Raw genomic sequence first — 23,315 nt, 5'->3', positions numbered from 1 at the left:
GCTTTATTGATCTAGTACAAGTAAACAGGTTATTGCCTGTGACATTTTGTCGCACATTGGCTATTTCTCTTTGTTCTCTCTTAACTATCCCGTAAGAATACACACCATTGAATAAAAGTTAAAAACCAATTTAACCAACCTTTTAACATTGAGTGAAATTTTATGCGCACTTCTATTACGCGTTTATCTCTTGCCGTAAAACTTGTTTTACTATCAGCAATAACTTCTTCGCCTCTTATCATGTCAAATACAGCTTTAGCTGATGAAGCAAAGGGTATTAGTGACAATTTAGAAGTCATCACTATTACTAACCAACGCCATCACAGTTTAGAAAGTAGTATGGGATATGCACAAGGAAAAACCAGTGTTCCTGATCTAGCTGACTGGCTCATTTCAGTTCCAGGTGCAAACATTAATAGCAATGGCCCAATTACCGGTATTGCACAATATCGGGGCTTGTATGGTGACAGGTTAGCCACGTCACTTGATGGACATCCTGTTATTGGTGCCGGGCCTAATGCGATGGATACGCCACTGAGTTATTCAACACCATTAATTGTTGATTCAATGACCGTATATCGTGGCATTGCACCGGTATCAGCAGGCATTAATACCCTTGGTGGTGCGATTGAAGTGAAAATGCGTAAAGCTGAAACAATGAATAACACAATCACAAACGTAAATGGCGATATTCAAGTTGGCTACCGTAATAACAACAGCGCTAAAACTTTATCAGCGGTGACCAATATTGCTAAAGATAATATTGCCGTTTTACTCTACGGTAATAGCCAAGTAGGCGATAGTATGGAAAGCAGCAACGACGTTGTTATTCAACCTACCGATTTTGACAAAGTACAAGTCGGTGGTGACATTCGTTATAGCAAAAACGCTAACGAAGTCGGGCTAAGCTACCATTACACCGACACTAATGACTCAGGTACGCCAGCGTTACCGATGGACATTGAATATATTGAAAGTCACCGAGTGACGTTAGATGGTGTTTTTAGTTTACATGAATGGCAAGGTGAATGGCAGCTAGGCTATACCGATGCTGATCATGGCATGACAAACTTTTTAATGCGTACAAACGATGATCCTTCCGCCTATCGCCGTAATAACGCGACAGCAGAAACGTCAGACTTCAGCTTTGCATTAGCGAAAGAATTTGATTTTGGTGAGCTATCTTTTGGTATAGATGGCTATTTAGCAACCCATGATTCAGTGATCACTAATCCAAATAATATGATGTTTGAAATTATTAATTTTAATAACGTTGAAGACAATCGTTATGGCTTATTCGTAGAATGGCAAAAGCAGTTTAACCAAACCACAGTGCAGTTGGGTGCTAGGTTAAAACGAGCTGAGTCTAACGCCGGAAACGTAAGTACTTCAATGGCAATGATGGACATGGGCTCAAATATGGACATGAGTGACGATATGGATATGAGCGATGGCATGGATTCTGATATGGAAATGCCAAGTATGGCAAGCTTAGCAAGCGAGCTACAAAATGGTTTTAATGAGACTAATCGTCAAGTATCCGACAACAACCTTGATATTGCGTTAAATACACAAACAATCCTTTCTAATAATTTATCGATTTCTGCAGGCATTGGTGTAAAAAATCGTGCGCCATCATACCAAGAGCTGTACCTATGGACGCCAATGGAATCAACCGGCGGCTTAGCTGATGGCCATACTTATATTGGCGACATTAACTTGAAGTCAGAAACGGCGTATCAACTCGATTTAGGTTTAAATTATCAAGATGATACGTTGATGATCGCGCCTCATATTTTCTATCAATCAATTGATGACTATATTCAGGGTACCTCAATAGGCATGGATGATATGGCCGCTAAACAAATGGCGACTATGATGGCTGGCGACACGAATCCTCTGAAATTCTCTAATGTTGATGCAAAGCTTTACGGCTTTGATCTGAACGGTTATTACAACATTACCAACGAAGTACAGCTATTCACCATTATTAACTATGTACAAGGTGAACGTCGTGACATTAATGACAACCTATATCGTATTGCACCGCTTAATGGTCAAGTTCAATTAAGCTACACAGGGCAAAACTGGATGGTAAAAACAAGCTTAGTGATGGCAGCAAAACAAACGAAAGTCTCGTCAACTAACGATGAGCAAGAAACGGCAGGTTATGGCGTACTTAATGTTGATGCTCAATATTATGTCAATAACGACCTTACTTTACGTTTTGGTGTCGATAACTTGTTAGATAAAAGCTATCAAAAGCATTTAGGTGGTTATAATCGCGTAAAAGGCACCGATATTGCTGTAATGTCGAGACTACCACAAGAAGGTGTTAGTGCATGGGCTGAAGCGACCTATAGTTTTTAATAGCTTTTTAATAGTAATGTAGTTCAGGTTAGCTAGTATTTAAAAAAACCAATAGAAGCCCTGAGATGTCAGGGCTTTTTTTATGGTGCTTTTTCAGCTACTTTAATGGGTTAATATCGACAGCTTTGATAACAGGCAGTTTTGATAGCAGGGAACGATGATGACAGATAACTTAATTGCTCAACAGGTAGAAGGTTACTTGCTTTCAAAGCCTGACACCTCTGTGTATTACCCTTTTGGTGATGATATAAAAGTATTTCGTGTGAAAGATAAAATGTTTGCCACACTTTCTTTAGGCAAGGGTAATGAAAAAAACACGAATGATAAAATGAAGGGGAGTTTTTGCATTAATTTAAAATGTGATCCTGATGAAGCTATTATGTTACGTGATATATTTCCTGCAGTAATCCCCGGTTATCATATGAATAAAAGACTTTGGAATACCATTATTCTTGATGGCTCAATACCGCAAGGAGAAATTGAGCGCATGATCGATAATTCATTTAACCTTGTGGTGAGTAAAATGACCAAGAAAGATCAGGCATCTATCTTGGTTCATTTATGAAGTACATATAGTGTTTATAATATTCGCTGGCCACGGTGAATTAGCCCTGAAACTATCACCCATAGTATTGTCTGACGAGATAAGATTATTGGGAAAGATACTTAGGAAAGGTACTTGGGAAAGATAAGTAAGACACTCACTCAAAAACCTATGTAATAGCATCTCTTATTCGTAATAATGCACATCATTTACAAACTCTGATGTCCAGGCTGTACGCTAATTTCAGGATAACTCTTAACTAACTTAATGAGTTTATTTAAACTTGCTCTACTACGAATTTGATCAGTTGAAAAACTGCCCGGTTCAACACTATGATTCCAGCCCCACGACGTATGACTTGCATCACCAGTAAAAAGCACCGGGCCTTCAATGCTATTGACTAAATAGGCGGTAGAACCCGCGGTGTGGCCTGGTGAATGAATGGCAAATACACTACCGTCACCAAATACATCAATATAGTCTGCAGCCCACTCTTGTAATGCGGGTCTACCTTCAAGCATTATATCGGTTATACCTTGCGTTGCCGCATATAAGAAATACCTTTCTTGCGTTTCACCTTGCCCTACATACAAAGGCACCTGTTTATTTATTGCTGACATACCACTGATATGATCAAGGTGTAAATGAGTTAAAAACACACCTTTTAAAGCCAAGTTTTGTGCGTTGATATAATCTTCCGTTGTAGTAAGTGCTGTCATTTTTTCTAATCCATATAACGATCCCAACCAACTAGGAATTCCTAACGACTGCGGATCATTATAAAACTGACTGCTAATACCGGTATCAATCAAAAAATCGCCATGTATAGGATGTGTTAAATGGAAAGTATAAATTTGAATGTTTTCATCATGGTCTTCCAACCCTGCATGTTGTGCTGCTTCTGCATTAAGGTTAAGTAAGCCACTAAGAGGCACTTTCCAATTGGCAGAGTTAACTTTTTTCACCAATATTTTTTTACCTGTGCTCAGGCTATTAATGAGAGACTGGTAATTACTTTTTTGCCCTAATACTGAGGTAATAACGGGGTGACTAGTTGGCGTTGCTTGGTTAATCCATATAATGAAAAATACGAATAATAAGCTAAGAACGCCAATTACCATCTTTATAGTTCGCTTACTTTTATGCATGTTATTTACCTCGTTATTGGGTGATGTAAGTATTCTCCTTTAGTAGTAAAAGAAGATGTGGCATAGTTTAGCTATTCCATAAAAGATGTAAATCTACTAAATAACCATTGGTATATCCAAAAATGAATAGCGATGAATTGAATTGGCAAGATATTAGACTCTTTTTAGCCGTAGCAGAAACTGGTAGTTTTAGTGCAGCCGCACGAAATTTAAAGCTTGGTCAACCAACTTTAAGCCGGCGTATTGCAGAGCTAGAGCTAGAGCAAGAGCTTGGTCAGCCTTTATTTTCTCGCTTTAGTCAGGGCTGTCAACTGACTGCATTAGGTCAAAAACTGTTACCCGCTGCAAAACAAATGGCTATTTGGTCGGTTGAAACCATGACGTTAGCGCAAGCACCCAATAAAGTGGAAGGTAGAGTTCGGATCACTGCGCCTCCTGGCGTTTGTTTTGCTTTTCTCCCACAAGTGGGACAAAAACTAAAAGAAAGCTATCCCGGTATTCAGCTTGAAGTGTTAAGTGGTACCAACACCTTTAATTTAACGCGCGGTGAGGCTGATATATCACTTCGTACAGAAAAACCAAAAGATAACGATTTAATTTGTTTGGCGTCTTTTTATTGTGGCATAAACGTGTATGTCGCGGAAGATGTCGCTAACACGTTAAGTGATGAGGTGACCTTGCAAGAGTTAAAATGGATCTGTTGGTCTGAAGATCATGATCATTTATTGACGAATCAAATTTTAAAGAGAGAAATACAGAACTTCAAACCCGCCTTTAGCGCGAATGATTATAACGTGCAAATCGCAGCTTGTTGTGCAGGACTAGGGGCACTAGCTTTACCGAATGGCTTTGCAGAAAGCCCATTAGTTAAAGGGCTTACAGTGTTAAATATTGACCTAAGTGAATTGGCAGCCGGTGAGTTACATATCGTTATCCATAAACGCTACCAACACGTTGAAAGAGTAGTGATAGTGGCTGAGTTACTAAAAACATATTTTAGCGAGATTTGGGCACATTAATTTAAATTATAAATCGTTTTTACAACCTTAAAAAAATTAGGAGTATTTTGATTTGTAAATTATTAATAATTTACAAATCAAGTATTAATGCGCTGAACGAAATATTTCAAAAATATACTGCAGCTTTAATAATTTTCTATTCCAAAACGACTGTTTTTTAATGTCTTGATTTTTACCATCAGCAATTTTATCAATTAACAATTCGGGTGTTACCCATAAACCCGTGTCCCAATCAATATAAAGCGGATATTGCACCAAGGTAGTAAATACTAGCTCGGGTAAGGTGATGGTTTTAAATCGTCTTTTAGGCGGATAATAATCTGTAGTGAGCCCCCAGCCAGCGTAAAAAGGCTGTCCCCACGTATGAACAACAACATTATTTAATAACGCTTCAAAGCCGCTTAACGACGTCATGGTATGTAATTCATCAATATGTGCATACAAACTCGTTAAAGACTGGTGGGTAATTTGTTCATCAACGCACTGTGATAGGCATTCTAACGATACATTTCCTTCACGATTACCCGACACTACATCAGGATGAGGTTTATAAATAATATAACAATCTGGGTGCTTTTCTTTTACTGCATAAAGTAACGCTTCATTACTTTTTATATTCAAACTACCGGTCACAATCGACGCATCACCATCAACTTGGCCAATAACCAGTAATATCTTTTTATGCTCATTATTAATCGTAATCGCGTCGTGCTCGCCGACATTATATTTACTAACACCAGTGTCGTTAATCTTCTCAATTAATGCTTGGCCTCGTTTTAACTCATTTACCGTTAATACATTTTCATTTAAGGCGTGTTCAAGGTCACTTGGCGTGCGATTATCAAAATAGATGCCTGCTTGATCAATAGACAATGAAGAAGGGCGGCACAAATTAGCGCCCAAACCATTTGAGCGAATAAAACCATCTTCCACACGAAAACAGTGAGTTAATTCAGGGTATTTAGCGCCCCAAACCAGCAGCATGTCATTATCAGTAATTGTTACGGGTGGTTGCTTGGTAAAGACAAGTTCATCGGCTAAATGTCGACAAAAATGTTTCATAAAGGCGCGCTTCCATAGCGAAAAGCCAATTAAATAAAGGCGACGGTATTGTGGCTTGCCTTTTTGTTGCAAACTAATAAGGTTAATAACCTCTTCAAGTTCACATTTTACTTGCAATACGGGGTTGTAATAATGGCAGTACTTAACCAAAGCAGCATAGGTAAGCTGCTGCAGCGAGATTTTTTCACGTCGGTCGCAATGAAGTTGGTCGTGCGTTAATCCCCAACCCGCATAAAATGGCAACCCAAAACAATAAACTGGCTTATTAAGTAATAATGCTTCAAACCCCATTTGCGACGACACCGTATATACCGCATTAACAGCGTTGATTAATGCATGAGGATGACAATGTTCATTAATAACTTCAACATTGGTTAATTCCCCATTAGCAATAAGTTTAGCTAATACACCTTTCTTCTTACCAAGGCGAGTATCTGGGTGCGTACGAATTAACAAGGTAGCATTAGGGTGATTTGCTTTCGCTTGCGCGATCATGGCAACAAAACTACTTTCATCAGCCATCGCACCGGTGATAGATAAATCCCCTGAAACTTGGTCAACAATTAATATTTTTTGTTGCTTAAGGTTCGACAATTTTACCTTTAACAATTCAGGCAACTCAGCTGCATCATAAACATTATATTTAGTGATGCCTTTGTTAGTGATTAGCTTTATTAAGGCATTTGTACGGGCTAACTGTGCTTCACTTAATGGTTCTTTTATTAGTGATTCTAAATTGCAGGGCTGGCGGGCATCATAATAAATACCTTGCGAGTCTGAAATCAATGAAACAGCATGACCTTGCTTTGCAGGGTGGCCAATATAACCAATAAAACCATCTTCTAGGTGTAAATAAGGCACGCCAAAATCACTAGCCTGTTGTTTGATTTTATTGGTACTAGCTTTAAGTCCCCAGCCAGCAAAGCTATCATGACTTGCAACAACCTTTCTTTTTTTAAGTAAGGCTAAAGAGTGTGGAAGGCAGCTCTCAATTTGCTTTTTGCGAGCAAGTATTCCTTTTGACTTAACCAAAATAGCCATTAATTAAACAAGACTCCTAATGCATATGAAAATAATAAATCACCTTTATTTCTTGGTTGTTAGTAGTTATAAAAAGCTTTGCCTTAAATGCTATTTTATCAATTATGGGGTTTAAACGTCTAAGATACGCTCAACAAAAAAGGCTTCTGCTTTTTCAAAACCATGAGTTGCCCCTCTTAATATAGCCAAAGCTTCCACGCATTGATAACTGCGACTGTGTGGGAAATCTCTCATTTCATCTTCGTAACATTTTAATGCAGCAAGCTTTTTATTCCAGTAATTAGATATATCAACAATATAATGAGGTTGAAAAGCATTAATTGATGGTGAGTTCCACTCGGTACTCGATAACACTTCAAAAGATAATATTTTTTTTACTGAAGACCAGGATTGTGGACGACAAGCAGTCATAACGGCCTTGTGTGTAATCCTATGATCTATGTTTAAGTCATGCCCAAAGTGAGTATAAATTGTATCTGGTTTACATGCTGAAATGACCGATTCTATCGCTTGGGTTACTTCCAATAAAGCTACGGTATCCATTTTATTATCAGGGAAATCAAATTGGTGAAAGTTAGACACTCCTAAAGCTTTCAAGGCCAGTTGAGCTGCACTTTCTCTTTTAGTAGCATTAGTATTATGCTCAGGAGTATCTAGTCTGGAGGCGACGCCGTTTGTCATAAAGGCGACTGTCACTTGATCACCTTGTGCAATATGTTTAGCGATAGTACCACCACAACCCAGAGCTTCATCATCTGAATGAGCAGCAACAACTAGAACTGATTTCATATTATACTCTTTCTAAATTAACGATATCTTGTACTAACTTTAAAGACCTTGAAACTACTAAGCCATTCTCTTTTACAAAAGAGCCTGTTAACACTATTTTTTTACCTGTTAAGTCGGTAACAAAGCCATTCAACTCTTCAATAATTCGGATTACAGGGGCAATATCCCAATCTCTAATCACGACATCTTTAACAAAGAGATCAGCAATACCTGCTGCAACCATACAGGATTTTAGACCTAGAGAGCCACATTCAATATATTTATCAACAACGAGTTGTTCGGTAATTATTTTCGCTATCCTTTTAGGTTCAGGATAATTATCGATCAAGTTCAACCTATTACTTTCTTGAAAAGGCTGAAGTTGTTTCCCGTTTAAAAATGCACCTTCACCTATTACGGCTGTCCATAGTTTATTCATTGCAGGAGCATAAACAATCCCATAGATAGGGACATCGTTTTCAATATAGGCAGCTTGTGTTACAAAGCCATCAAAGCCATCATACCAGCTAGCTGTCCCATCTATTGGATCAATCAACCAATATTTATTAGGGCGTTCAATTTCTATTATATCTTCTTCTTCAGATAAAATGGTTACATCGCCAAATGTTTCCTTAATCAAGTTACAAATTGAATCATGTGCCTTTTTATCTGCAACCGTTTTGAACTCTTTTGGTTCTAAAACTTCACGTATTGTCTCATCATTTCGCCAACTTAGAATAGCATCGCCTATTTTGGTAAATTCATTTTCAAATAAGGGTAACTTTTTGTTTTCTAGCATATTTGGCCTTTATATTTTTTAATCGCTGAAAAGAGTCCTATATTAGGCATAGCTCCAATTTTTTTTAATTTAGTTAAATCAAATTGAAATACAGGATGTTCAATGGTGTATTGAATAGGATAATTAAATAATTCACGATAAATATTGACCAAAGCATTTAAAGAATAGCAATCTTGATACCCAATATTTATCACTTCAAAACCACTAAACGAATGTTTTTTAGCGATTTTCACAATGCTGTTAGCTGCATCTTCAACATTCATGGCAGCCCACAATAAAGGCTCTGTAGGTAAGCTCGGTGTTATGCCTTGATTTAACTGACTAATATTATTATATATCAATCCATTTTTTCTACTGCCACCAAAAAGCCCCGGTATTCTAATGGCAAGACTATCGCGCTGATGCTCTTGAAGTGTTGTTTCACCTAAAAGTTTACTCCGCCCGTATTCTGATTCAGGGTTGGAAGGCTCGCATTCACGACGAATAACTTTTAAGCTGGAACCATAAACTGTCATTGAGGAAATGTACATAATGGGGCATGTCGAAGCATCCATTACGTTGCGAAGCAACAATGTATTATTTTTTGATAAAGAACTATCGTGATACTCATGTAAAGATGAAGGAACAAAAGCAGCACAATGAATAATTAAATGGGGTGTAATACTCGAAAAAAATACACTTGTTTCTTTAGCTGACAACAAGTCACAATGCTGTCTTGTAATTCCTATTACATCAACATTTTCCTGTGTGAGTATGTTCACAATACAAGCGCCCAAAAAACCTTGGGCGCCAGTTACAACTATAGTCATAAATTATATCATGCTCCAATCAATCCAATGATCTTTTGCGATATCTACACGTGCCTTAGCGCCAATAATCTCTGATTTCCTATAAGGTTCAATACCAAATCCAGGTCTCTTAGTCGTAAGCATATCTTCAGTGATTATATCACCAGCTTGAACATTTACGGTCACGTGAAGAGAGCGTCTGACTTTATCGTACATGTCCAACTCCTCTTCGCGTGGGCCTTTTTTAGAACCATCGCCAATTGCTGTTTCAACTTCTCGTATTTTGTTGACCATAACCGCTAATTCTTCTGGCTCCATCGCAAATGAATGATCTGGCCCGGGCAGGCTTCTATCAAGAGTAAAGTGCTTTTCAATAATTGCAGATCCCATTGCAACAGAGGCGATAGGAATTAAATCACCTAAAGTATGATCAGAATACCCAACGACCACATTAAACATATCTCTCATTTTTTTCATTGATTTAAGGTTCGACAGTTTAGTAGGGGCAGGATAAAGGGAAGTACATTGAAACAAAATAATTTGTTCATTCCCTTCTTCTCTGCAAACATCAACCGCTCTTTGAATTTCCATCCAATCAGCCATACCTGTAGATAATAAAACCGGTTTACCTGTTTTTGCGATATATCGCACTAAATCTAAATCTGGTAAATCAAATGATGCTATTTTATGTGCAGGTACATTAAGCGCCTCTAGACTGTCAACTGCTTCATAATCACAAGGTGAAGAAAAGAATTGTAATCCCTTACTCTCTGCGTATTCTTTAAGTGGTTTCTGCCAGTCTCTCTCAAGTTCTAAGGTTTTAATAAGATCATGAATATTATCATAGTCTGTTAAATATTCAGGCATTTCAGCAAATTTTGATACATGTTTATCCGCTCTAAATGTTTGAAACTTAACCGCATCGACACCTGATTTTGCTGCAGCATCAATGTGAGCTAACGCTAAAGCGTAGTCTTGATTATGGTTAGAACCAACTTCTGCAATGATAAATGTAGGGTTATCATCACCTACTAATTGATTACCAATTTTTACTTTCATATTTACTTCACTTCCGTAATATTATTATGCCAGTTTCTTTTTAATGTAAAAGTGGACTTAGGATAAAAAATTTCGCTATTATTCTTGTCATCAAACAATATATCAAAAGGATCAAAACCAGCAGCTATCCCTAAACAAAATGTTGTAGATATACGAGGATTAATCTCGAAAGGTATTACTTGACCATTTTCAGTAAGAATACATTGTAAGTTATATACTCCTGTAGCTTTGAATTTATTTTGAAACTCTCTACAATACGCAATTACTTTACTCTCTTGTTCTGTTTTTGCCCTAATGGTAATCCCTTTTTTTTGCTCAATTTTAACAGGGACTATAGCCTTCAATTCTGAATTCATATTGGCAGCAATTAGTACTGTATATTCTACCCCTGTAGCAAGTTCTTGCGAAATTATTTCATCTGGTTCAGCTTGATTCAGGACCATATAAGCTTGAACTTCTTGAGAGTTATTTAGTATAGAAACACCTCTTGACCCTCTACCTGTTCTTGGCTTAATGATTTGTGGAAAACTAATAAGCTTGGAGTTATTTACTAAAAATGTTTTAGGGTGAACTAGTCCTTTTCCAGCTATAGCTTCAATCGAAGTAAGCTTATCTAACATACTTCTAATAAATTCAACTTCTGGTAAAAGTACTTTTGCAGTAAATTTATTTAAGTTTTCACCTACAATAATCAACTCTTCATCTACAGAAGGAATAAGAATATCTATAGCTAGCTCAGTAACTTGTTGAGCAAGAACTTCAATAAAATCATTTTGGTTTGCAAAAGGTATTTTGACTTTATTTTCTTCTGGGATTTTATCATCAATGGCATTTAAATCTGCATCAGCAAAGTATACTTCATAGCGAGAAGATAAATATCTCCATAAAAATTCAGTTGCAGCTCCGCCGCCGCCAGTAAATAAAATTTTCTTTTTCATATTCTTTTAACCTTAATAATTACTTAGGAATTTAATAAATATTTATTGAATTCCTTATCTATAATATGCATTATTCGCATGTACTGATCTTTATTTTGTACTTGGTGTCATTAATTATAAAATATGCGGGATAATTTTCATTATCTACAACTCTTAATAAATTAAATTGCTCAGCAATGGTTTTATTTATATCTAACTTACTATCTCGTGCTGTTCTTCTTTTATAAAAAGAAGGTTCTCCTTCTTGTTTAATCGGTTTGAGATTTTCGTGATTTAAAATGAATTGCATACTTAGGTTTACACTACATTCACCCTGAAGATGCCTCCATTCATCATGTAATTCAGTGCCATTTAATTTAATTGTATCTTGTAGCCAAATGTTTCCTGCATCTACCCCATCAATTGCTTCAATCAAGGATACAACAATATTTTTTTCACCAGAAATGATCTGCCAACTCATTGGCGCAAAACCTTTTCCTTTAGGTAGATCACTTTCATGTATAACAAGATTAATAGTGTTCTTTTCTAAATTTTTCGTAGAAACTAACTTAGTGCAGCCTAAAAAAAAGCAAACATCACCTTCTAATATTTTATTTTGATCTCGACATAAATGCGCAGTGAAATTATGTGATTTAAGTTGACTTACTAACTTTTTAGCATACGGTAATATCCATGATTCGTTATCAACTAAAATGGTTATATTTTTTATCATTTTAACAATACCTTTATAACTCGACTAATACCAAGCCCATCACAAATATTAAAACATTGCTTTACTGATGAGTAATACTCTTCCTTATCATTTAGCCAGTTTAATAATGTTTGTTTTAATTTATTATGAAGTTGATTAAGCTCTAATACTTTCACAACCCCTGCATTTTCCAATACTTCAGATATTTCTCTTTGATTTTCAGATAAAACAATCACTATACTAGGTAGACCTTGTGTGCACCTTTCCCAGGAAGCACTTCCAGCTGCTCCAATAGCTATATCTGATTCTTGCATTATTTCTGCTATATTGTTAGGTGATATATGTAATACAGCATTTTTATGATTAAAACAAAGGGCTTTAATGTCAGATAAATATTCTACTTTTTCATTAACAATAATGTTTATTTTTTTAACGATTGTCATTTGAGATATTAAATATATTATTTTATTCACAATATTATCTGGATTAGTGCCACCTAACATTACTAATACAGTATTCAAATTGCTTCGTTTTCTTACTTTCAATAATTTGACTTCGTCAGAGTTATTAAACTCTTCTCGTAATAAGCAATATTCAGTGCCTAATAGTAATTGTGTATGGCTTGGTACTAAATTTAAATATTTGCTCTTATTGCAGTTAAATGTTTGATCTATTAAGTAGTCAGAAAAGTGGGCTCGATCGCCTAGATCATCTATAGCTAAAATTTTTTTTGTATAGCCAGCTACCAATCGATGCCATACATCCCCTATAGCATAGTGATCTGTAATAATTAGTTCAATAAATCCTTTATAAACAAGAGTTTTATCTACAAACTCTTTTACATCCTCTTCTTGTGGTAAAGCCAGTCGATATGAGTATGCGTATGGTCCTTTACTTAGATTTATAGTACTTTTGGAACGCATATGTTGATTTAGTAATATAACTTGAAAGTCACAACTTTCAATTAGGTGATGAATTGAACCTTCAAAATCCCGGCATACAAAAATAATCTTAACATTATTGCTTACAGCTAATGCTTTAGCTAAAGCTAAGCATCTCATTACATGCCCGTAGCCTATTTCTTTAGATGAATCAACTCTAAAGAGTACAACCTTTTTTTGAAGGGTTTTATTTGAAGGATTAATTTTCATTGGCTTTAAATATTAGCTCCGCTCTTTTCCAGTCTAATGGAGTATCTATATCTTGAACTTTCGAAGGATCTAATATTATCGGCATTGTATTTTTCGAAAAGAATGGTATGCCCTTTTTGTATGCTTCATAGCTCCCCCAATAGAGTTGTCCAGCATCATGGTATGCTTTAGTTAGATCTTGTGAGCGAGTATTAAAGTGTTCCGGTTGAAACATTGCAACTTTTCCATCTTGCTGTAAATAAAAAGCTCTCTGTATAGGAAAAGAGTATTCAGTTGCACAATATGCATAATCTAAGGAGTTATTCTTTATTAACTCTAACCCCTTTAAGATCGAACTTATTTCTATAAATGGTGCGGTTGCATAAATACAGCAGATATAGTTCATAGTAACATTATGATTTTCAAGCCAAAGAATGGCATGCTGAATAACATCAATCGTTGTTGCATAATCATCTGAAATATCTGAAGGTCTTATAAATGGTACTTCTGCACCATATTCTAATGCAACATTTGCAATTTCTTGATCATCTGTTGAAACGATTATTTTATCAAAACATCCAGATGCTTTTGCTGCTTCAATAGAATAAGCAATCATCGGTTTTCCAAAAAACTCTTTAATGTTTTTTCGTGGGATGCGTTTACTGCCACCCCTTGCTGGAATTATTGCAATATTCATTTGTTAACCACCAATAATTTTATGTAAAACTTGTACCACTTTATCTTGTTGTTCAGTAGACATAGTATGAAACATTGGCAAAGAAATAGCTTCTTTATAGTATTGTTCAGCTAATGGAAAGTCGCCTTCTTTAAAACCAAACTGGCAATAATAAGGCTGCAAATGAACGGGTATATAATGTAAGTTAACACCTATCCCATTCTCACGTAATTGTTCAAATACTTCTTTATGCGTTAAAGAAATATTCTCTAAATTAAGTCTAATAACATAAAGGTGTAAGCCTGAATAACTATTATCAATTTGAAACGGGGTAGTAACTGGCAACGGCGCAAGTAGCTGATTGTATCGCTCTGCTAATTTGTGACGTGCGGCCACGAATTTGTCTAAACGCTTCATTTGACTTACGCCAAGTGCAGCCTGCAGTTCTGTCATACGGTAATTATAACCTAATGCAACTTGTTGATAGTACCAGCCACCATGCGACGGCTCTGTCATTAAGTTTTCGTCGCGAGTAATTCCGTGGCTTCGGTACAATGCCATTTTGTCAGCAAGTGCTTTATTATTAGTGAGCGCTGCGCCGCCTTCTGCAGTGGTAACAATTTTAACAGGATGAAAGCTAAAAATAGTAATGTCTGAATAATGGCAATTACCGATAGGCTCATCAAAGTATTTGCCACCAATAGCATGCGAGGCATCTTCAATAATAGCAAAACCATATTCATCAGCGAGTGCTTTTATTGCTTTCATATCACAAGGTTGCCCACAAAGATGAACGGCAACTAACACTTTAGGTAAGCAATTTTTAATTTTAGCTTGTTCAAGCTTTTGCTTTAATTTTTTAGGGCATAAATTATAAGTTGCTTCGTCAATATCCACAAAGTCAATATTAGCATCACAATAGCGTCCACAATTGGCAGAAGCAACGAATGTAATTGGTGTTGTCCATAACCAATCATTGCTCCCCAAATCTAAGGCCATACAGGCAACATGTAATGCTGAGGTAGCACTGTTCATAGCAAATGCATATTTAGCACCAGCATGAGTGGTTAATGCATTTTCAAATGCTGGTACTTGAGGACCTTGTGTTAAAAAATCAGACTTCAATACTTCAACTACAGAGTCAATGTCAGCTTGTGTGATTTCTTGCTTACCGTATGGAATCATAATTCTAACTACACCTTAAAACTTGCATCTACATGTTCAATAATAAGCGCTCTTAATGAGTCAATAGTTTCCCATTCAGTATTCGTTCCTGAGTTATACTTGAAGCCAAATGGTACTTTAACTGCTTTATGATGTTGCATGTATTCTTCTTCTGTATATGTATATGAAACAGAAGGTAAAATGGCATAATACTTTCCTAAATCAATTGTATTCAAAGAGTCAGTATCCGTAATCATTTCTTCATGTAGCTTTTCACCAGGGCGAATACCTACATCTTTTGTTTCACACTCAGGCGCGATAGCTTCAGCAATATCAGTAATCTTATACGATGGTATTTTAGGTACAAATATTTCACCACCAATATGGTTTTCTATTGCATACATCACCATATTTACACCATCTTGTAATGAAATGTTAAAACGGGTCATTTCTCTATGGGTGATAGGTAATAATCCTTCCTTTTTCTTTTCAATAAAGAAAGGAATTACAGAGCCACGAGAACCCATTACATTGCCGTAACGTACTACGCTAAATTTAATATCTTTAGAGCCTCTTATGTTATTTGCAGCAGCAAATAATTTATCTGATGCTAATTTAGTTGCTCCATAAAGATTAATAGGAGCGCAAGCTTTATCTGTTGATAATGCTACAACGTCATGAACCCCACAGGCTAGTGCCGCATGGATAACATTTTCAGCACCGTCAATATTAGTACGAATACATTCTGTTGGATTATATTCTGCCGTGTCTACTTGCTTGATAGCTGCAGCATGAATAATTACATCAATTCCTTCACATGCTTGTGTTAAACGATCTCTATCTCGTACGTCACCTATAAAAAAACGTAATTGAGGAAATGAATTATGTGGATATTTTAGTTTGATCATTGACTGTTTTAATTCATCGCGTGAATAAATAACAATTTTTTTAACGTCTGGGTATCGCGCTAAAATTGTTTCAATGAATTTTTTACCAAACGATCCTGTGCCGCCTGTTATTAATACTGATTTATTGTTTAACATTAGTTAGTTCCATTTTTTGTTTGTTCATTTTTCCAGTTCTCTAATTTATCGCATAGTTCCTGAACCAAAACCTTTTTATTTCCGGGAGGTGAAAATACATGTTTCATGGAATCAAACCACACATCAGTATTCTCTTCATCTTTCATTCTCCATAATATTTCACCGTGCGTGGACAAATATATTGTAGGACATCCTATAGCTCCAGCAAGATCAGTAGTAACAGTACATGGAGCTATTACCATATCTAAGTTTTCCATTAAAGAAAGAACACTATCAAAATCGTTATATTGATCAATATCATCTAGATTAATTAACTTGCCGGGGTATCGTTCTTCAACCCAGGAAATTTCAGAATTGCAATTGTCATATTGTAAATTTACAAAAGTGATGTTCTTTATTTTAAATAATGGTTCAAGCTCTTGAATTGTTAAATAGTGGATATTCCGCTGGCTATTCGTTAACTGACTGCGCCAGCCAATTCCCACTAAGGTTTTATTCTTAGGTAAGCGCTCAGCAAGTAATTTATTTTTATCATGATTAGTTTTGAGGTAGCCATCTTGTACAGGAAAATCCTTATAATTTTTTCTAAAGTGCCATAATAGCTCTGATAGTAATTTTATTTGTTTAGACTCTTTTGCAACTTTATAGCCAGTATTATCAAGTATATTAACTAAATCAGAGCCAGGAGTTTTATCAAAAAGCTCTCTTGGTATATTTGGATTAAAATTTCGGGCTCTTGTAACAGGTATAAACCTAATATTAGGAAATGATCTGGAGAAAATTTCAAGTAGCCGTGGCTCACAGGATATTTTAAAGTTTTCATTCCCTAATGCTGATGATATTTCATTATAAACAGATGCAAATCTAACTTCTTCAGCAGGTCCAAAACTACAAATTAGAAATAGATCATCTGCATCTAAACTTTCACTTTCCTTATATTTATCATTGCCAAAATATGAAACCAATTTTTCTCTAACAGCTGATTGTAAGAAACATTTAAAACCAAGTTCAATTTTTTTTAAACCAAAATATATTGGCATGATATGCCCATCATCAGTCAATTTTATGTTCTGTTCTTTCGCTACACTAACCCAATGAATAGCTTCAGAAAACCTCCCTTGAAACTTTAAAAGTCTTAGCAACTCAGTATAATTAGCATGTGATGGCTCTATGTTAATAGCCTGCATAAGTATATCCTCAACTTCATCATACTTACCTTCTTCGAAAAGAACTTTGCTATAAGTGACTAATAATTTATCAGTAATAGGGTTATTGCTTAAAAGGTTTTGAATAAGATGGGATGCTTGTTCTACTTTTCCTGTTTCAATAAGGGCGATGACCTTTTGGTGTGTTTGTGCATTATCTAAATTTAAAATGGCAAGAAATACTTCCAGAGGGAAGTCGTTATCAAAAAAATGTTTTACTATTGCTGTAGTCCTATTTAACCTATCCGGGTTCTGAATTAATTGTTTAGCTAATTGTATAAAGAGGTTTTTTTTGTCTAGAGCTCTGTCTGTTGGTATATTTTCTAGCCCCATATGAACAGCTGCTCTGTTATGTAATTCCCAGTTTATGTGTTGCATGAATGTAGAAAGCTTAGCTACGGACTTCCAATCAAAAGTAAGCTCTGCAATTTGAGCAACTTTTAAAAACAAACCGGAATTAGCTTCATTATTTAGCATGGCATAAAACGCTAAGTCCAATGATTCGTTAAACTGTTTTGAGTTTTTTAATATATCTAACTGTAAAGAATTATTTGATATTATTGGTGGCAGTATATCGGTATCATTTTCCTCAATATCATCGCAGGCACTCATTACTTGTATAGCATCATCGATATCTCCAACTTCACTTAATAACCAAGATAGGTTAGAAATTAAAACTGCTTCTTTTTTTATTTTTATTGCTCTTAATAAAAAATCATTCAGTATATGATACTCGATATGACTTCTTACTTTATGTAAAAATAATTCTTTTGATTTATGATTATTTAACTTCCCATAGACCGCGTGTAATAATGTACTTTTAAATAGATCTGCGTTTGCCCCAAATAGAAAATCAGAAAAATTAATATCATTAATTGCTGAATCAAAATCTTTTCCCGTATAGTTATTTGTAAAAAAATACATAGGCCAGAAATTAGTGCTTAAAAGATATTTGTCATTTTCTTTATCTACTGATATAGCCTTATAGTACTTATGTTCCTCTATTTCTCTCTCTGCACAGATACGGTAGGCAGCGGCTAAAAATCCAGTATGTATGTTTGAATGGTCACCTAAATACCTTGGGTATAATAAATACGTACCAGCAAAGACTTCTTCGATCGATAACTTAGCTGTGCGTCTTTTAATAGTTACTCTGTCATCAGTAACCCCCCAACCGGAATAAAAAGGTGCACCCACAGTGGTTACCTTTTTATTACGTATAACAGCTTCAAACCCTGATAAGGAGCTAATTGTGTAAACATGATCAACAGCTTCAATAAAATCAATAATATTTTCATCGGGCGTTGTTATTGTTGCATACTTTTCAACACTTTGAGCTTTAAACTTGCTATTTTGAAATCCTTGGTAAACTTCTGGATGGGGTCGGTAGAATATTTCGCAATTAGGGTTTTCATAAATGGCCAGCTTAATTAATTCTTCAGAAGTCCAATTGTCAGGGTTTCCTAATCTAATCGATGCATCACCATCAACTTGTCCAAGTACAGCAACTCTTTTTCTTAATTTTATATTTTGATTAACCCCTTCTACGTTTTTCCGAGGGAGGTTGTATTTTGATAATCTAAGTTCTTTAATTAATTTAATACATTCTTGAGCGTTCTGCATTAAAGCTGTATCAGCTTTAAAGTCATATGTATTAAGAATGTTCTCTATATCAGATGGCTCGTAACAATTATAATAAAAACCTGTTTTGTCTAAAATAAGCGAATAAGGTGTTGCATGTTGAGCACCTAATTTGGCAGAGCGAATAAAAGCATCTTCCATTCGGTATATAGGTAAATTATTCTTTTTAGCGTAACGGGTAACATGTTGTGATTCTGTATAGCCCCAAACAATAATAACGCTTGGTTTATGCTTTAATTTCTTTAGCTTATGAATATCTAAAAAAGACATTTTATTGCGAGGTAAGAAAGCAGTTCTATATTCAGGTAAGTAATCAGCAGTAAAACCTAATTTCCAGTCGTTAAAACCAACCATTAGTGCGATATTTTGATTGTTATTTTTTAACCAGTTGTTACCAACCAAATAAAGCCAATCATAACCAGAATTCAAACCTATAACATTATCAGAGTTATGAACTTTATAACTATATTCTTTACCTGATGGTTTTTTTTTATTAAAAACTTGTAATGCTTTGTTTTTAAAGTATAGATCCACTTCTTTTTTCAGTTTGATGGTTTGCTTGCTTTTTATTATTTCATTCATAATTTTGATTATTTGATTATTGGTACTAATTATAATGCTAATATCACAGCAGCTGAAACTGCTATTTGATACATCACTTGTGTTATATCTTTGGTTAATTGGAATGATTTTGCATCAGGTTTCGCTAACACAAATATTTCATCCCCTGGGTTAATCTGTTTTTTACTGTTTAAGTGTTCGTTGACATCAACAAAGTCGCCATTGGGCTTCATGATTAATATATTCATATTATCTACATCATCAGTAGCACCGCCTGCCTTAGCGATATACTCATTAATATTCATCTGGTTGTTGTAAGCGATAGCAGTAGGGAAGAGCACCTCACCATGGATCATGACTAAGTTACGTTTCGTTGGTACCACAATGCGGTCACCTTGTTGTAAAATAATTTGCGAAGCATTGTAGCCGTCAGATAATAATACTTGCCCTTTAGGCTCTACCAATTTTGCCTTTTCAATCCACTGTAATATAGTGCTTGCTTCAGCTGAGCGTAATTGTGCGGCTTCATTGGTTTGTGAACGCGCGGTTAATACGCTTTGCTCTAGTGCTGATAAAGAAGCCAGTAGCATATCTTTTTGGCGTGTGGCAACTGAGGCTCTAAATAACTGAATAGCGTCTTTATTAGATAATTTGGTGTATTTCACATCAGCCAATAAGTCCGCTAAACTTGCCCCCCAAGGTAATACAATTTCAAACTGAGAGTTATGCTCGCCAATGAGTTCAACACTAATTTTTTTGGCGCGTAGCTGTGAAGATACTTTAATAAGTGAGCCTGCTTTGACTTCAATGGTGTTATTGGTCAGCGCCTCACCCATGGCATATTGTTGTACTGATAATTCATTTTCACCATCACTATTTTCTGGTGCAATCACCGTAATATGGGTGGCTTTTTTCTTGGTAATAACCGCATTTAGGATATTACTTAATTTAGCGGTATCTTCTTTTAGCTGGTATGTGCCACTAAAACCAACATCGCCTTCAATGGTGACGTCGCCATGTTTAGCCGCAATAAAAATTACATCACCTTCTTGTAATTGAATAGCGGGCATAGTGCCATGTTGAATAAAGTCGTATAAGTCGATGGTATATTTTGTTTGGTTATTTCGCTTTACTTCAATATGGCGCATACTGCCAAGTTCAGCTTTTATACCACCAGCAAGATCAATAAAGCGTAAAATACTATCAGCACTTTGTCCTTCATATAAGCCTGGTTTGTTTACTAACCCTGATAAGAATACCTTTACCGTTTGGCTAGACATTAAATTAACATAAGCTTCAACATTTGATTTATAAACGCGCTTTATGCCTTTTAATACCACGTTATTAATTTCTGCGTTACTAACCCCTAATACTTTAATTGGGCCAACTTTAGGAATAAAGATATTACCTTGTGGGTCAACTTTTACTTCTGCTTGATAATCGATGCCACCCCATAATTGCACAAGTAAACTATCACCTTGGGTGATTTTATAATTTGGGTTACTGCCAACAAATGAATTTTCTTTAAAGCCTCCGGTAAATAACCATTGGCCATAAGCTTGGTTAGCGTTGTTACTGTTACTATTGTGGTTAGCATTTTCGCTTTTGTTTTTGTTATTTTCATTACTGTTATCACTAGTTAGTGATATTGCTTGCTTAACTTCATTGCTATCATCTTTGTTGATGGTTACCGCAGCGGAAGCAATATTACTGGTTAGCACTAGCATTAGCGCGCTGGCGATGCTTTTTATAAACAAATTTTTCACTCTTTGTGTTCCTTAATAACGGCCACTACCATTTTTAATACGCCATAGACTAAAAGCATGGCGATAAACCAGGTAAAAATACTGTATAAACGACGTGGGTATTTATTTTCTTGCGCTAAAATGGGCTGCTCTATTACCAGTAAATGTTTTAGCGTTCTAAAAGCATCACTACGAATCAGCTCTAAGCTTGCTAAGGTCGATTTATAAAGGTCTGCGGCTAGCTGGCTATTTAACTTAATTTCTTGATAATCTAAATTTATTTTATTTAACGATTGCTGTTCTTGATTAGTTAAACGGTTTTTTTCTTGCGCTAATTGTGTCTTTAACGCGTCTATATTTCTATTTATGGCTTTTATATCAGCAGAATCGGCACGCATAAAAGACGATAACGATTTAAGTTTAGTTTCTTCTTCTATTATTTTTGCTTCAAGGGCGTTCATTGCTGATACTATGGCACTGCCTTGTTCTTCAGGGCTGTATAGTTTGAATTTATCTTGAAAGTTAATCAGTTCATTTTGATATTTTTTTAGCTCGTTATAAGCACGGTTAACATCTTGCTGGGCATAATCTAATTGCTGAGTTACCATTTTTTGCCCAAGCTGGTTAATTAAGGTTTCACTTAGTGCTATAATTTCATTGGCCACTGTTAACGAAAATTCAGCATCAAAGGTTTGTACTTCAACCATCAGTACTTCTGACATTTCATCGTAATGGACCAGAATATGATCTTGATAATAGGCGTGATATTGTTCAACACTGCCATTACCGGTAAGCCGACTAAACCAGTCCCAGTCAGTGGCTTGATAATGCTGTTTTAAACCGACACTTTCTTCAAGGGCGACCGCCATCGAGCGTGATTGAATATACTTTTGCAAAATTAAGGCGTCACGGACACCAGGTGAGCTACTGGCAATAGACATTAAACCCGCCAGTGGAATGTCGTTTGAGCCAATTTCTTTTACCACAAATTGACTTTCGCTAACATAACGCGGTGACGCAATTAGGGTGTAATAAGCGATAATGGCGATTACTGCCGCAAGAACAATAATAAACGAGCCGAGCTTTGCCGCGGTGTAATAGGCGGTTTTCTTTGCTTTGATATAAGCTTTAGAGTCAGCAATAAATTGTAATGGCTCACGCTTAAGCTTGCGTGCTTTACGTGCAACAGAACTCAAATCCTGTTTACCGTCTTTATTAGCTGCTTGCTGAGTTGATTGTTTAATTGGTTTTGACATAGTGTTCATTATATTCTTTTATTGCAGACTCAATATCTGCATGATATTTCAGGTTTTGGTTAATAATAACTAACCCCGCTTGGCAGTTTTTACGTAGTTCACCCATAGAGTGACTCACCATAATAAGTTTAGTTTTTTCAAATTTTTCTTTTAATAGCGCCTCACTTTTTCGGCGAAAATTGGCATCACCGACTGCACCCAGTTCATCAATTAGTAATACGTCAAAATTAAAATCAAAGGCCATGGTTAAGCCAAAAGCCACCCGAGCTTTCATGCCATTAGAATAGGTTTTGACGGGTTCATCAAAAAACTTACCGATTTCGGCAAAGTCAGCTATTAATTTTTCAATTGGTTTGGTATTTTTATACCCGTGTATGCGGGCAACAAAACGGACATTTTCACGGGCACTCATCGTGCCTTGTAAACCGCCTTGCAAACCTAATGGCCAGGATATTTTTTGCTCTGATGTTATTTGCCCTTTACTGGGGAAATCGGCACCACCTAGCATTCTTATTAACGTTGATTTACCAACACCATTTGGGCCTAGTACCGCAATATTACGATCAGTTGGTAATGCTAAATTAACATTTTTAAGAACGTAATGCCGCCCCTGTTTTGTTGGATAATATTTACTGACATTATCAAAATGTATCATTAGCTCGTAAAA

The 23,315-nt window shown here is 35.9% G+C and carries 19 protein-coding genes; 3 read left to right on the top strand and 16 right to left on the bottom strand.

Features of this window, described 5'->3' with window-relative positions; genetic code table 11:
* Nucleotides 1-162 precede the first annotated feature (162 nt).
* Together Q4496_RS09655 and Q4496_RS09650 are read left to right on the top strand one after the other, a co-directional pair.
* Nucleotides 163-2,370 (top strand): TonB-dependent receptor, encoded by a 2,208-nt coding sequence (locus tag Q4496_RS09655; protein ID WP_303610370.1) that lies wholly within the window; start codon nucleotides 163-165, stop codon nucleotides 2,368-2,370.
* A 160-nt stretch (nucleotides 2,371-2,530) separates the two neighbouring features.
* On the top strand, nucleotides 2,531-2,935 hold the full coding sequence (locus tag Q4496_RS09650) for an MmcQ/YjbR family DNA-binding protein (RefSeq protein ID WP_303610369.1): 405 nt from the start codon (nucleotides 2,531-2,533) through the stop codon (nucleotides 2,933-2,935).
* A 188-nt stretch (nucleotides 2,936-3,123) separates the two neighbouring features.
* Here Q4496_RS09650 and Q4496_RS09645 read toward each other — a convergent pair whose 3' ends face one another.
* Complete coding sequence (locus tag Q4496_RS09645) at nucleotides 3,124-4,062, bottom strand: MBL fold metallo-hydrolase (RefSeq protein WP_303610368.1); 939 nt, start codon at nucleotides 4,060-4,062, stop codon at nucleotides 3,124-3,126.
* 122 nt (nucleotides 4,063-4,184) lie between these two features.
* Here Q4496_RS09645 and Q4496_RS09640 point away from each other — a divergent pair, with 122 nt between their 5' ends.
* The gene (locus Q4496_RS09640; RefSeq protein WP_303610367.1) at nucleotides 4,185-5,081 is read left to right on the top strand and encodes a LysR family transcriptional regulator; all 897 of its coding nucleotides are present in this window, start codon (nucleotides 4,185-4,187) and stop codon (nucleotides 5,079-5,081) included.
* Between the two features lie 84 nt (nucleotides 5,082-5,165).
* Here the strand turns inward: Q4496_RS09640 and Q4496_RS09635 are convergent, their stop codons facing one another.
* The 15 genes from Q4496_RS09635 to Q4496_RS09565 form a co-directional block, all read right to left on the bottom strand.
* Nucleotides 5,166-7,184, bottom strand: a complete 2,019-nt coding sequence (locus Q4496_RS09635; protein ID WP_303610366.1) for a capsular polysaccharide biosynthesis protein — start codon at nucleotides 7,182-7,184, stop codon at nucleotides 5,166-5,168.
* A 111-nt stretch (nucleotides 7,185-7,295) separates the two neighbouring features.
* Entirely contained in the window at nucleotides 7,296-7,973 is a 678-nt protein-coding gene (locus Q4496_RS09630) for a PIG-L deacetylase family protein (protein WP_303610365.1), read from the bottom strand.
* A 1-nt stretch (nucleotide 7,974) separates the two neighbouring features.
* Nucleotides 7,975-8,751 carry an inositol monophosphatase family protein gene (locus Q4496_RS09625; RefSeq protein WP_303610364.1) on the bottom strand — a complete coding sequence of 259 codons (777 nt, stop codon included), beginning with the start codon at nucleotides 8,749-8,751 and terminating at the stop codon, nucleotides 7,975-7,977.
* Nucleotides 8,745-9,560 carry an NAD(P)-dependent oxidoreductase gene (locus tag Q4496_RS09620; RefSeq protein ID WP_303610363.1) on the bottom strand — a complete coding sequence of 272 codons (816 nt, stop codon included), beginning with the start codon at nucleotides 9,558-9,560 and terminating at the stop codon, nucleotides 8,745-8,747. The genes Q4496_RS09625 and Q4496_RS09620 overlap by 7 nt, the downstream gene beginning before the upstream one ends.
* Nucleotides 9,561-9,563: 3 nt before the next feature.
* Nucleotides 9,564-10,598 carry an N-acetylneuraminate synthase family protein gene (locus Q4496_RS09615; protein ID WP_303610362.1) on the bottom strand — a complete coding sequence of 345 codons (1,035 nt, stop codon included), beginning with the start codon at nucleotides 10,596-10,598 and terminating at the stop codon, nucleotides 9,564-9,566.
* A gap of 2 nt (nucleotides 10,599-10,600) precedes the next feature.
* Nucleotides 10,601-11,536 (bottom strand): ATP-grasp domain-containing protein, encoded by a 936-nt coding sequence (locus tag Q4496_RS09610; RefSeq protein WP_303610361.1) that lies wholly within the window; start codon nucleotides 11,534-11,536, stop codon nucleotides 10,601-10,603.
* A gap of 70 nt (nucleotides 11,537-11,606) precedes the next feature.
* On the bottom strand, nucleotides 11,607-12,248 hold the full coding sequence (locus Q4496_RS09605; RefSeq protein ID WP_303610360.1) for a formyltransferase family protein: 642 nt from the start codon (nucleotides 12,246-12,248) through the stop codon (nucleotides 11,607-11,609).
* On the bottom strand, nucleotides 12,245-13,378 hold the full coding sequence (gene pseG, locus Q4496_RS09600; protein WP_303610359.1) for a UDP-2,4-diacetamido-2,4,6-trideoxy-beta-L-altropyranose hydrolase: 1,134 nt from the start codon (nucleotides 13,376-13,378) through the stop codon (nucleotides 12,245-12,247). Before pseG ends, Q4496_RS09605 begins: the two co-directional genes overlap by 4 nt.
* Nucleotides 13,368-14,054 carry a pseudaminic acid cytidylyltransferase gene (gene pseF / locus Q4496_RS09595; RefSeq protein ID WP_303610358.1) on the bottom strand — a complete coding sequence of 229 codons (687 nt, stop codon included), beginning with the start codon at nucleotides 14,052-14,054 and terminating at the stop codon, nucleotides 13,368-13,370. The genes pseG and pseF overlap by 11 nt, the downstream gene beginning before the upstream one ends.
* A 3-nt stretch (nucleotides 14,055-14,057) precedes the next feature.
* Complete coding sequence (gene pseC / locus Q4496_RS09590) at nucleotides 14,058-15,218, bottom strand: UDP-4-amino-4,6-dideoxy-N-acetyl-beta-L-altrosamine transaminase (RefSeq protein ID WP_303610357.1); 1,161 nt, start codon at nucleotides 15,216-15,218, stop codon at nucleotides 14,058-14,060.
* Between the two features lie 8 nt (nucleotides 15,219-15,226).
* Entirely contained in the window at nucleotides 15,227-16,240 is a 1,014-nt protein-coding gene (gene pseB / locus Q4496_RS09585) for a UDP-N-acetylglucosamine 4,6-dehydratase (inverting) (RefSeq protein WP_303610356.1), read from the bottom strand.
* Nucleotides 16,240-19,668 carry a hypothetical protein gene (locus tag Q4496_RS09580; protein WP_303610355.1) on the bottom strand — a complete coding sequence of 1,143 codons (3,429 nt, stop codon included), beginning with the start codon at nucleotides 19,666-19,668 and terminating at the stop codon, nucleotides 16,240-16,242. The genes pseB and Q4496_RS09580 overlap by 1 nt, the downstream gene beginning before the upstream one ends.
* 29 nt (nucleotides 19,669-19,697) lie before the next feature.
* Nucleotides 19,698-21,413, bottom strand: a complete 1,716-nt coding sequence (locus tag Q4496_RS09575) for a polysaccharide biosynthesis/export family protein (protein WP_303610354.1) — start codon at nucleotides 21,411-21,413, stop codon at nucleotides 19,698-19,700.
* Complete coding sequence (locus Q4496_RS09570) at nucleotides 21,410-22,648, bottom strand: lipopolysaccharide biosynthesis protein (protein WP_303610353.1); 1,239 nt, start codon at nucleotides 22,646-22,648, stop codon at nucleotides 21,410-21,412. Before Q4496_RS09570 ends, Q4496_RS09575 begins: the two co-directional genes overlap by 4 nt.
* Entirely contained in the window at nucleotides 22,632-23,303 is a 672-nt protein-coding gene (locus tag Q4496_RS09565; RefSeq protein WP_303602222.1) for an ABC transporter ATP-binding protein, read from the bottom strand. The genes Q4496_RS09570 and Q4496_RS09565 overlap by 17 nt, the downstream gene beginning before the upstream one ends.
* Nucleotides 23,304-23,315: the final 12 nt, after the last annotated feature.

The sequence above is a fragment of the Colwellia sp. 5_MG-2023 genome (assembly GCF_030547795.1).
GTDB lineage: Bacteria > Pseudomonadota > Gammaproteobacteria > Enterobacterales > Alteromonadaceae > Colwellia.
The sequence above is the reverse complement of the archived record's forward strand: the minus strand, read 5'-3'. Positions and strand labels throughout refer to the sequence as shown.

Excerpts from the sequence above, each read along its gene's own strand:
- Q4496_RS09655 (WP_303610370.1), top strand. The coding sequence starts at position 163 with ATGCGCACTTCTATTACGCGTTTATCTCTTGCCGTAAAACTTGTTTTA.
- Q4496_RS09650 (WP_303610369.1), top strand. The coding sequence starts at position 2,531 with ATGACAGATAACTTAATTGCTCAACAGGTAGAAGGTTACTTGCTTTCA.
- Q4496_RS09645 (WP_303610368.1), bottom strand. The coding sequence starts at position 4,062 with ATGCATAAAAGTAAGCGAACTATAAAGATGGTAATTGGCGTTCTTAGC.
- Q4496_RS09640 (WP_303610367.1), top strand. The coding sequence starts at position 4,185 with ATGAATAGCGATGAATTGAATTGGCAAGATATTAGACTCTTTTTAGCC.
- Q4496_RS09635 (WP_303610366.1), bottom strand. The coding sequence starts at position 7,184 with ATGGCTATTTTGGTTAAGTCAAAAGGAATACTTGCTCGCAAAAAGCAA.
- Q4496_RS09630 (WP_303610365.1), bottom strand. The coding sequence starts at position 7,973 with ATGAAATCAGTTCTAGTTGTTGCTGCTCATTCAGATGATGAAGCTCTG.
- Q4496_RS09625 (WP_303610364.1), bottom strand. The coding sequence starts at position 8,751 with ATGCTAGAAAACAAAAAGTTACCCTTATTTGAAAATGAATTTACCAAA.
- Q4496_RS09620 (WP_303610363.1), bottom strand. The coding sequence starts at position 9,560 with ATGACTATAGTTGTAACTGGCGCCCAAGGTTTTTTGGGCGCTTGTATT.
- Q4496_RS09615 (WP_303610362.1), bottom strand. The coding sequence starts at position 10,598 with ATGAAAGTAAAAATTGGTAATCAATTAGTAGGTGATGATAACCCTACA.
- Q4496_RS09610 (WP_303610361.1), bottom strand. The coding sequence starts at position 11,536 with ATGAAAAAGAAAATTTTATTTACTGGCGGCGGCGGAGCTGCAACTGAA.
- Q4496_RS09605 (WP_303610360.1), bottom strand. The coding sequence starts at position 12,248 with ATGATAAAAAATATAACCATTTTAGTTGATAACGAATCATGGATATTA.
- pseG (WP_303610359.1), bottom strand. The coding sequence starts at position 13,378 with ATGAAAATTAATCCTTCAAATAAAACCCTTCAAAAAAAGGTTGTACTC.
- pseF (WP_303610358.1), bottom strand. The coding sequence starts at position 14,054 with ATGAATATTGCAATAATTCCAGCAAGGGGTGGCAGTAAACGCATCCCA.
- pseC (WP_303610357.1), bottom strand. The coding sequence starts at position 15,218 with ATGATTCCATACGGTAAGCAAGAAATCACACAAGCTGACATTGACTCT.
- pseB (WP_303610356.1), bottom strand. The coding sequence starts at position 16,240 with ATGTTAAACAATAAATCAGTATTAATAACAGGCGGCACAGGATCGTTT.
- Q4496_RS09580 (WP_303610355.1), bottom strand. The coding sequence starts at position 19,668 with ATGAATGAAATAATAAAAAGCAAGCAAACCATCAAACTGAAAAAAGAA.
- Q4496_RS09570 (WP_303610353.1), bottom strand. The coding sequence starts at position 22,648 with ATGTCAAAACCAATTAAACAATCAACTCAGCAAGCAGCTAATAAAGAC.
- Q4496_RS09565 (WP_303602222.1), bottom strand. The coding sequence starts at position 23,303 with ATGATACATTTTGATAATGTCAGTAAATATTATCCAACAAAACAGGGG.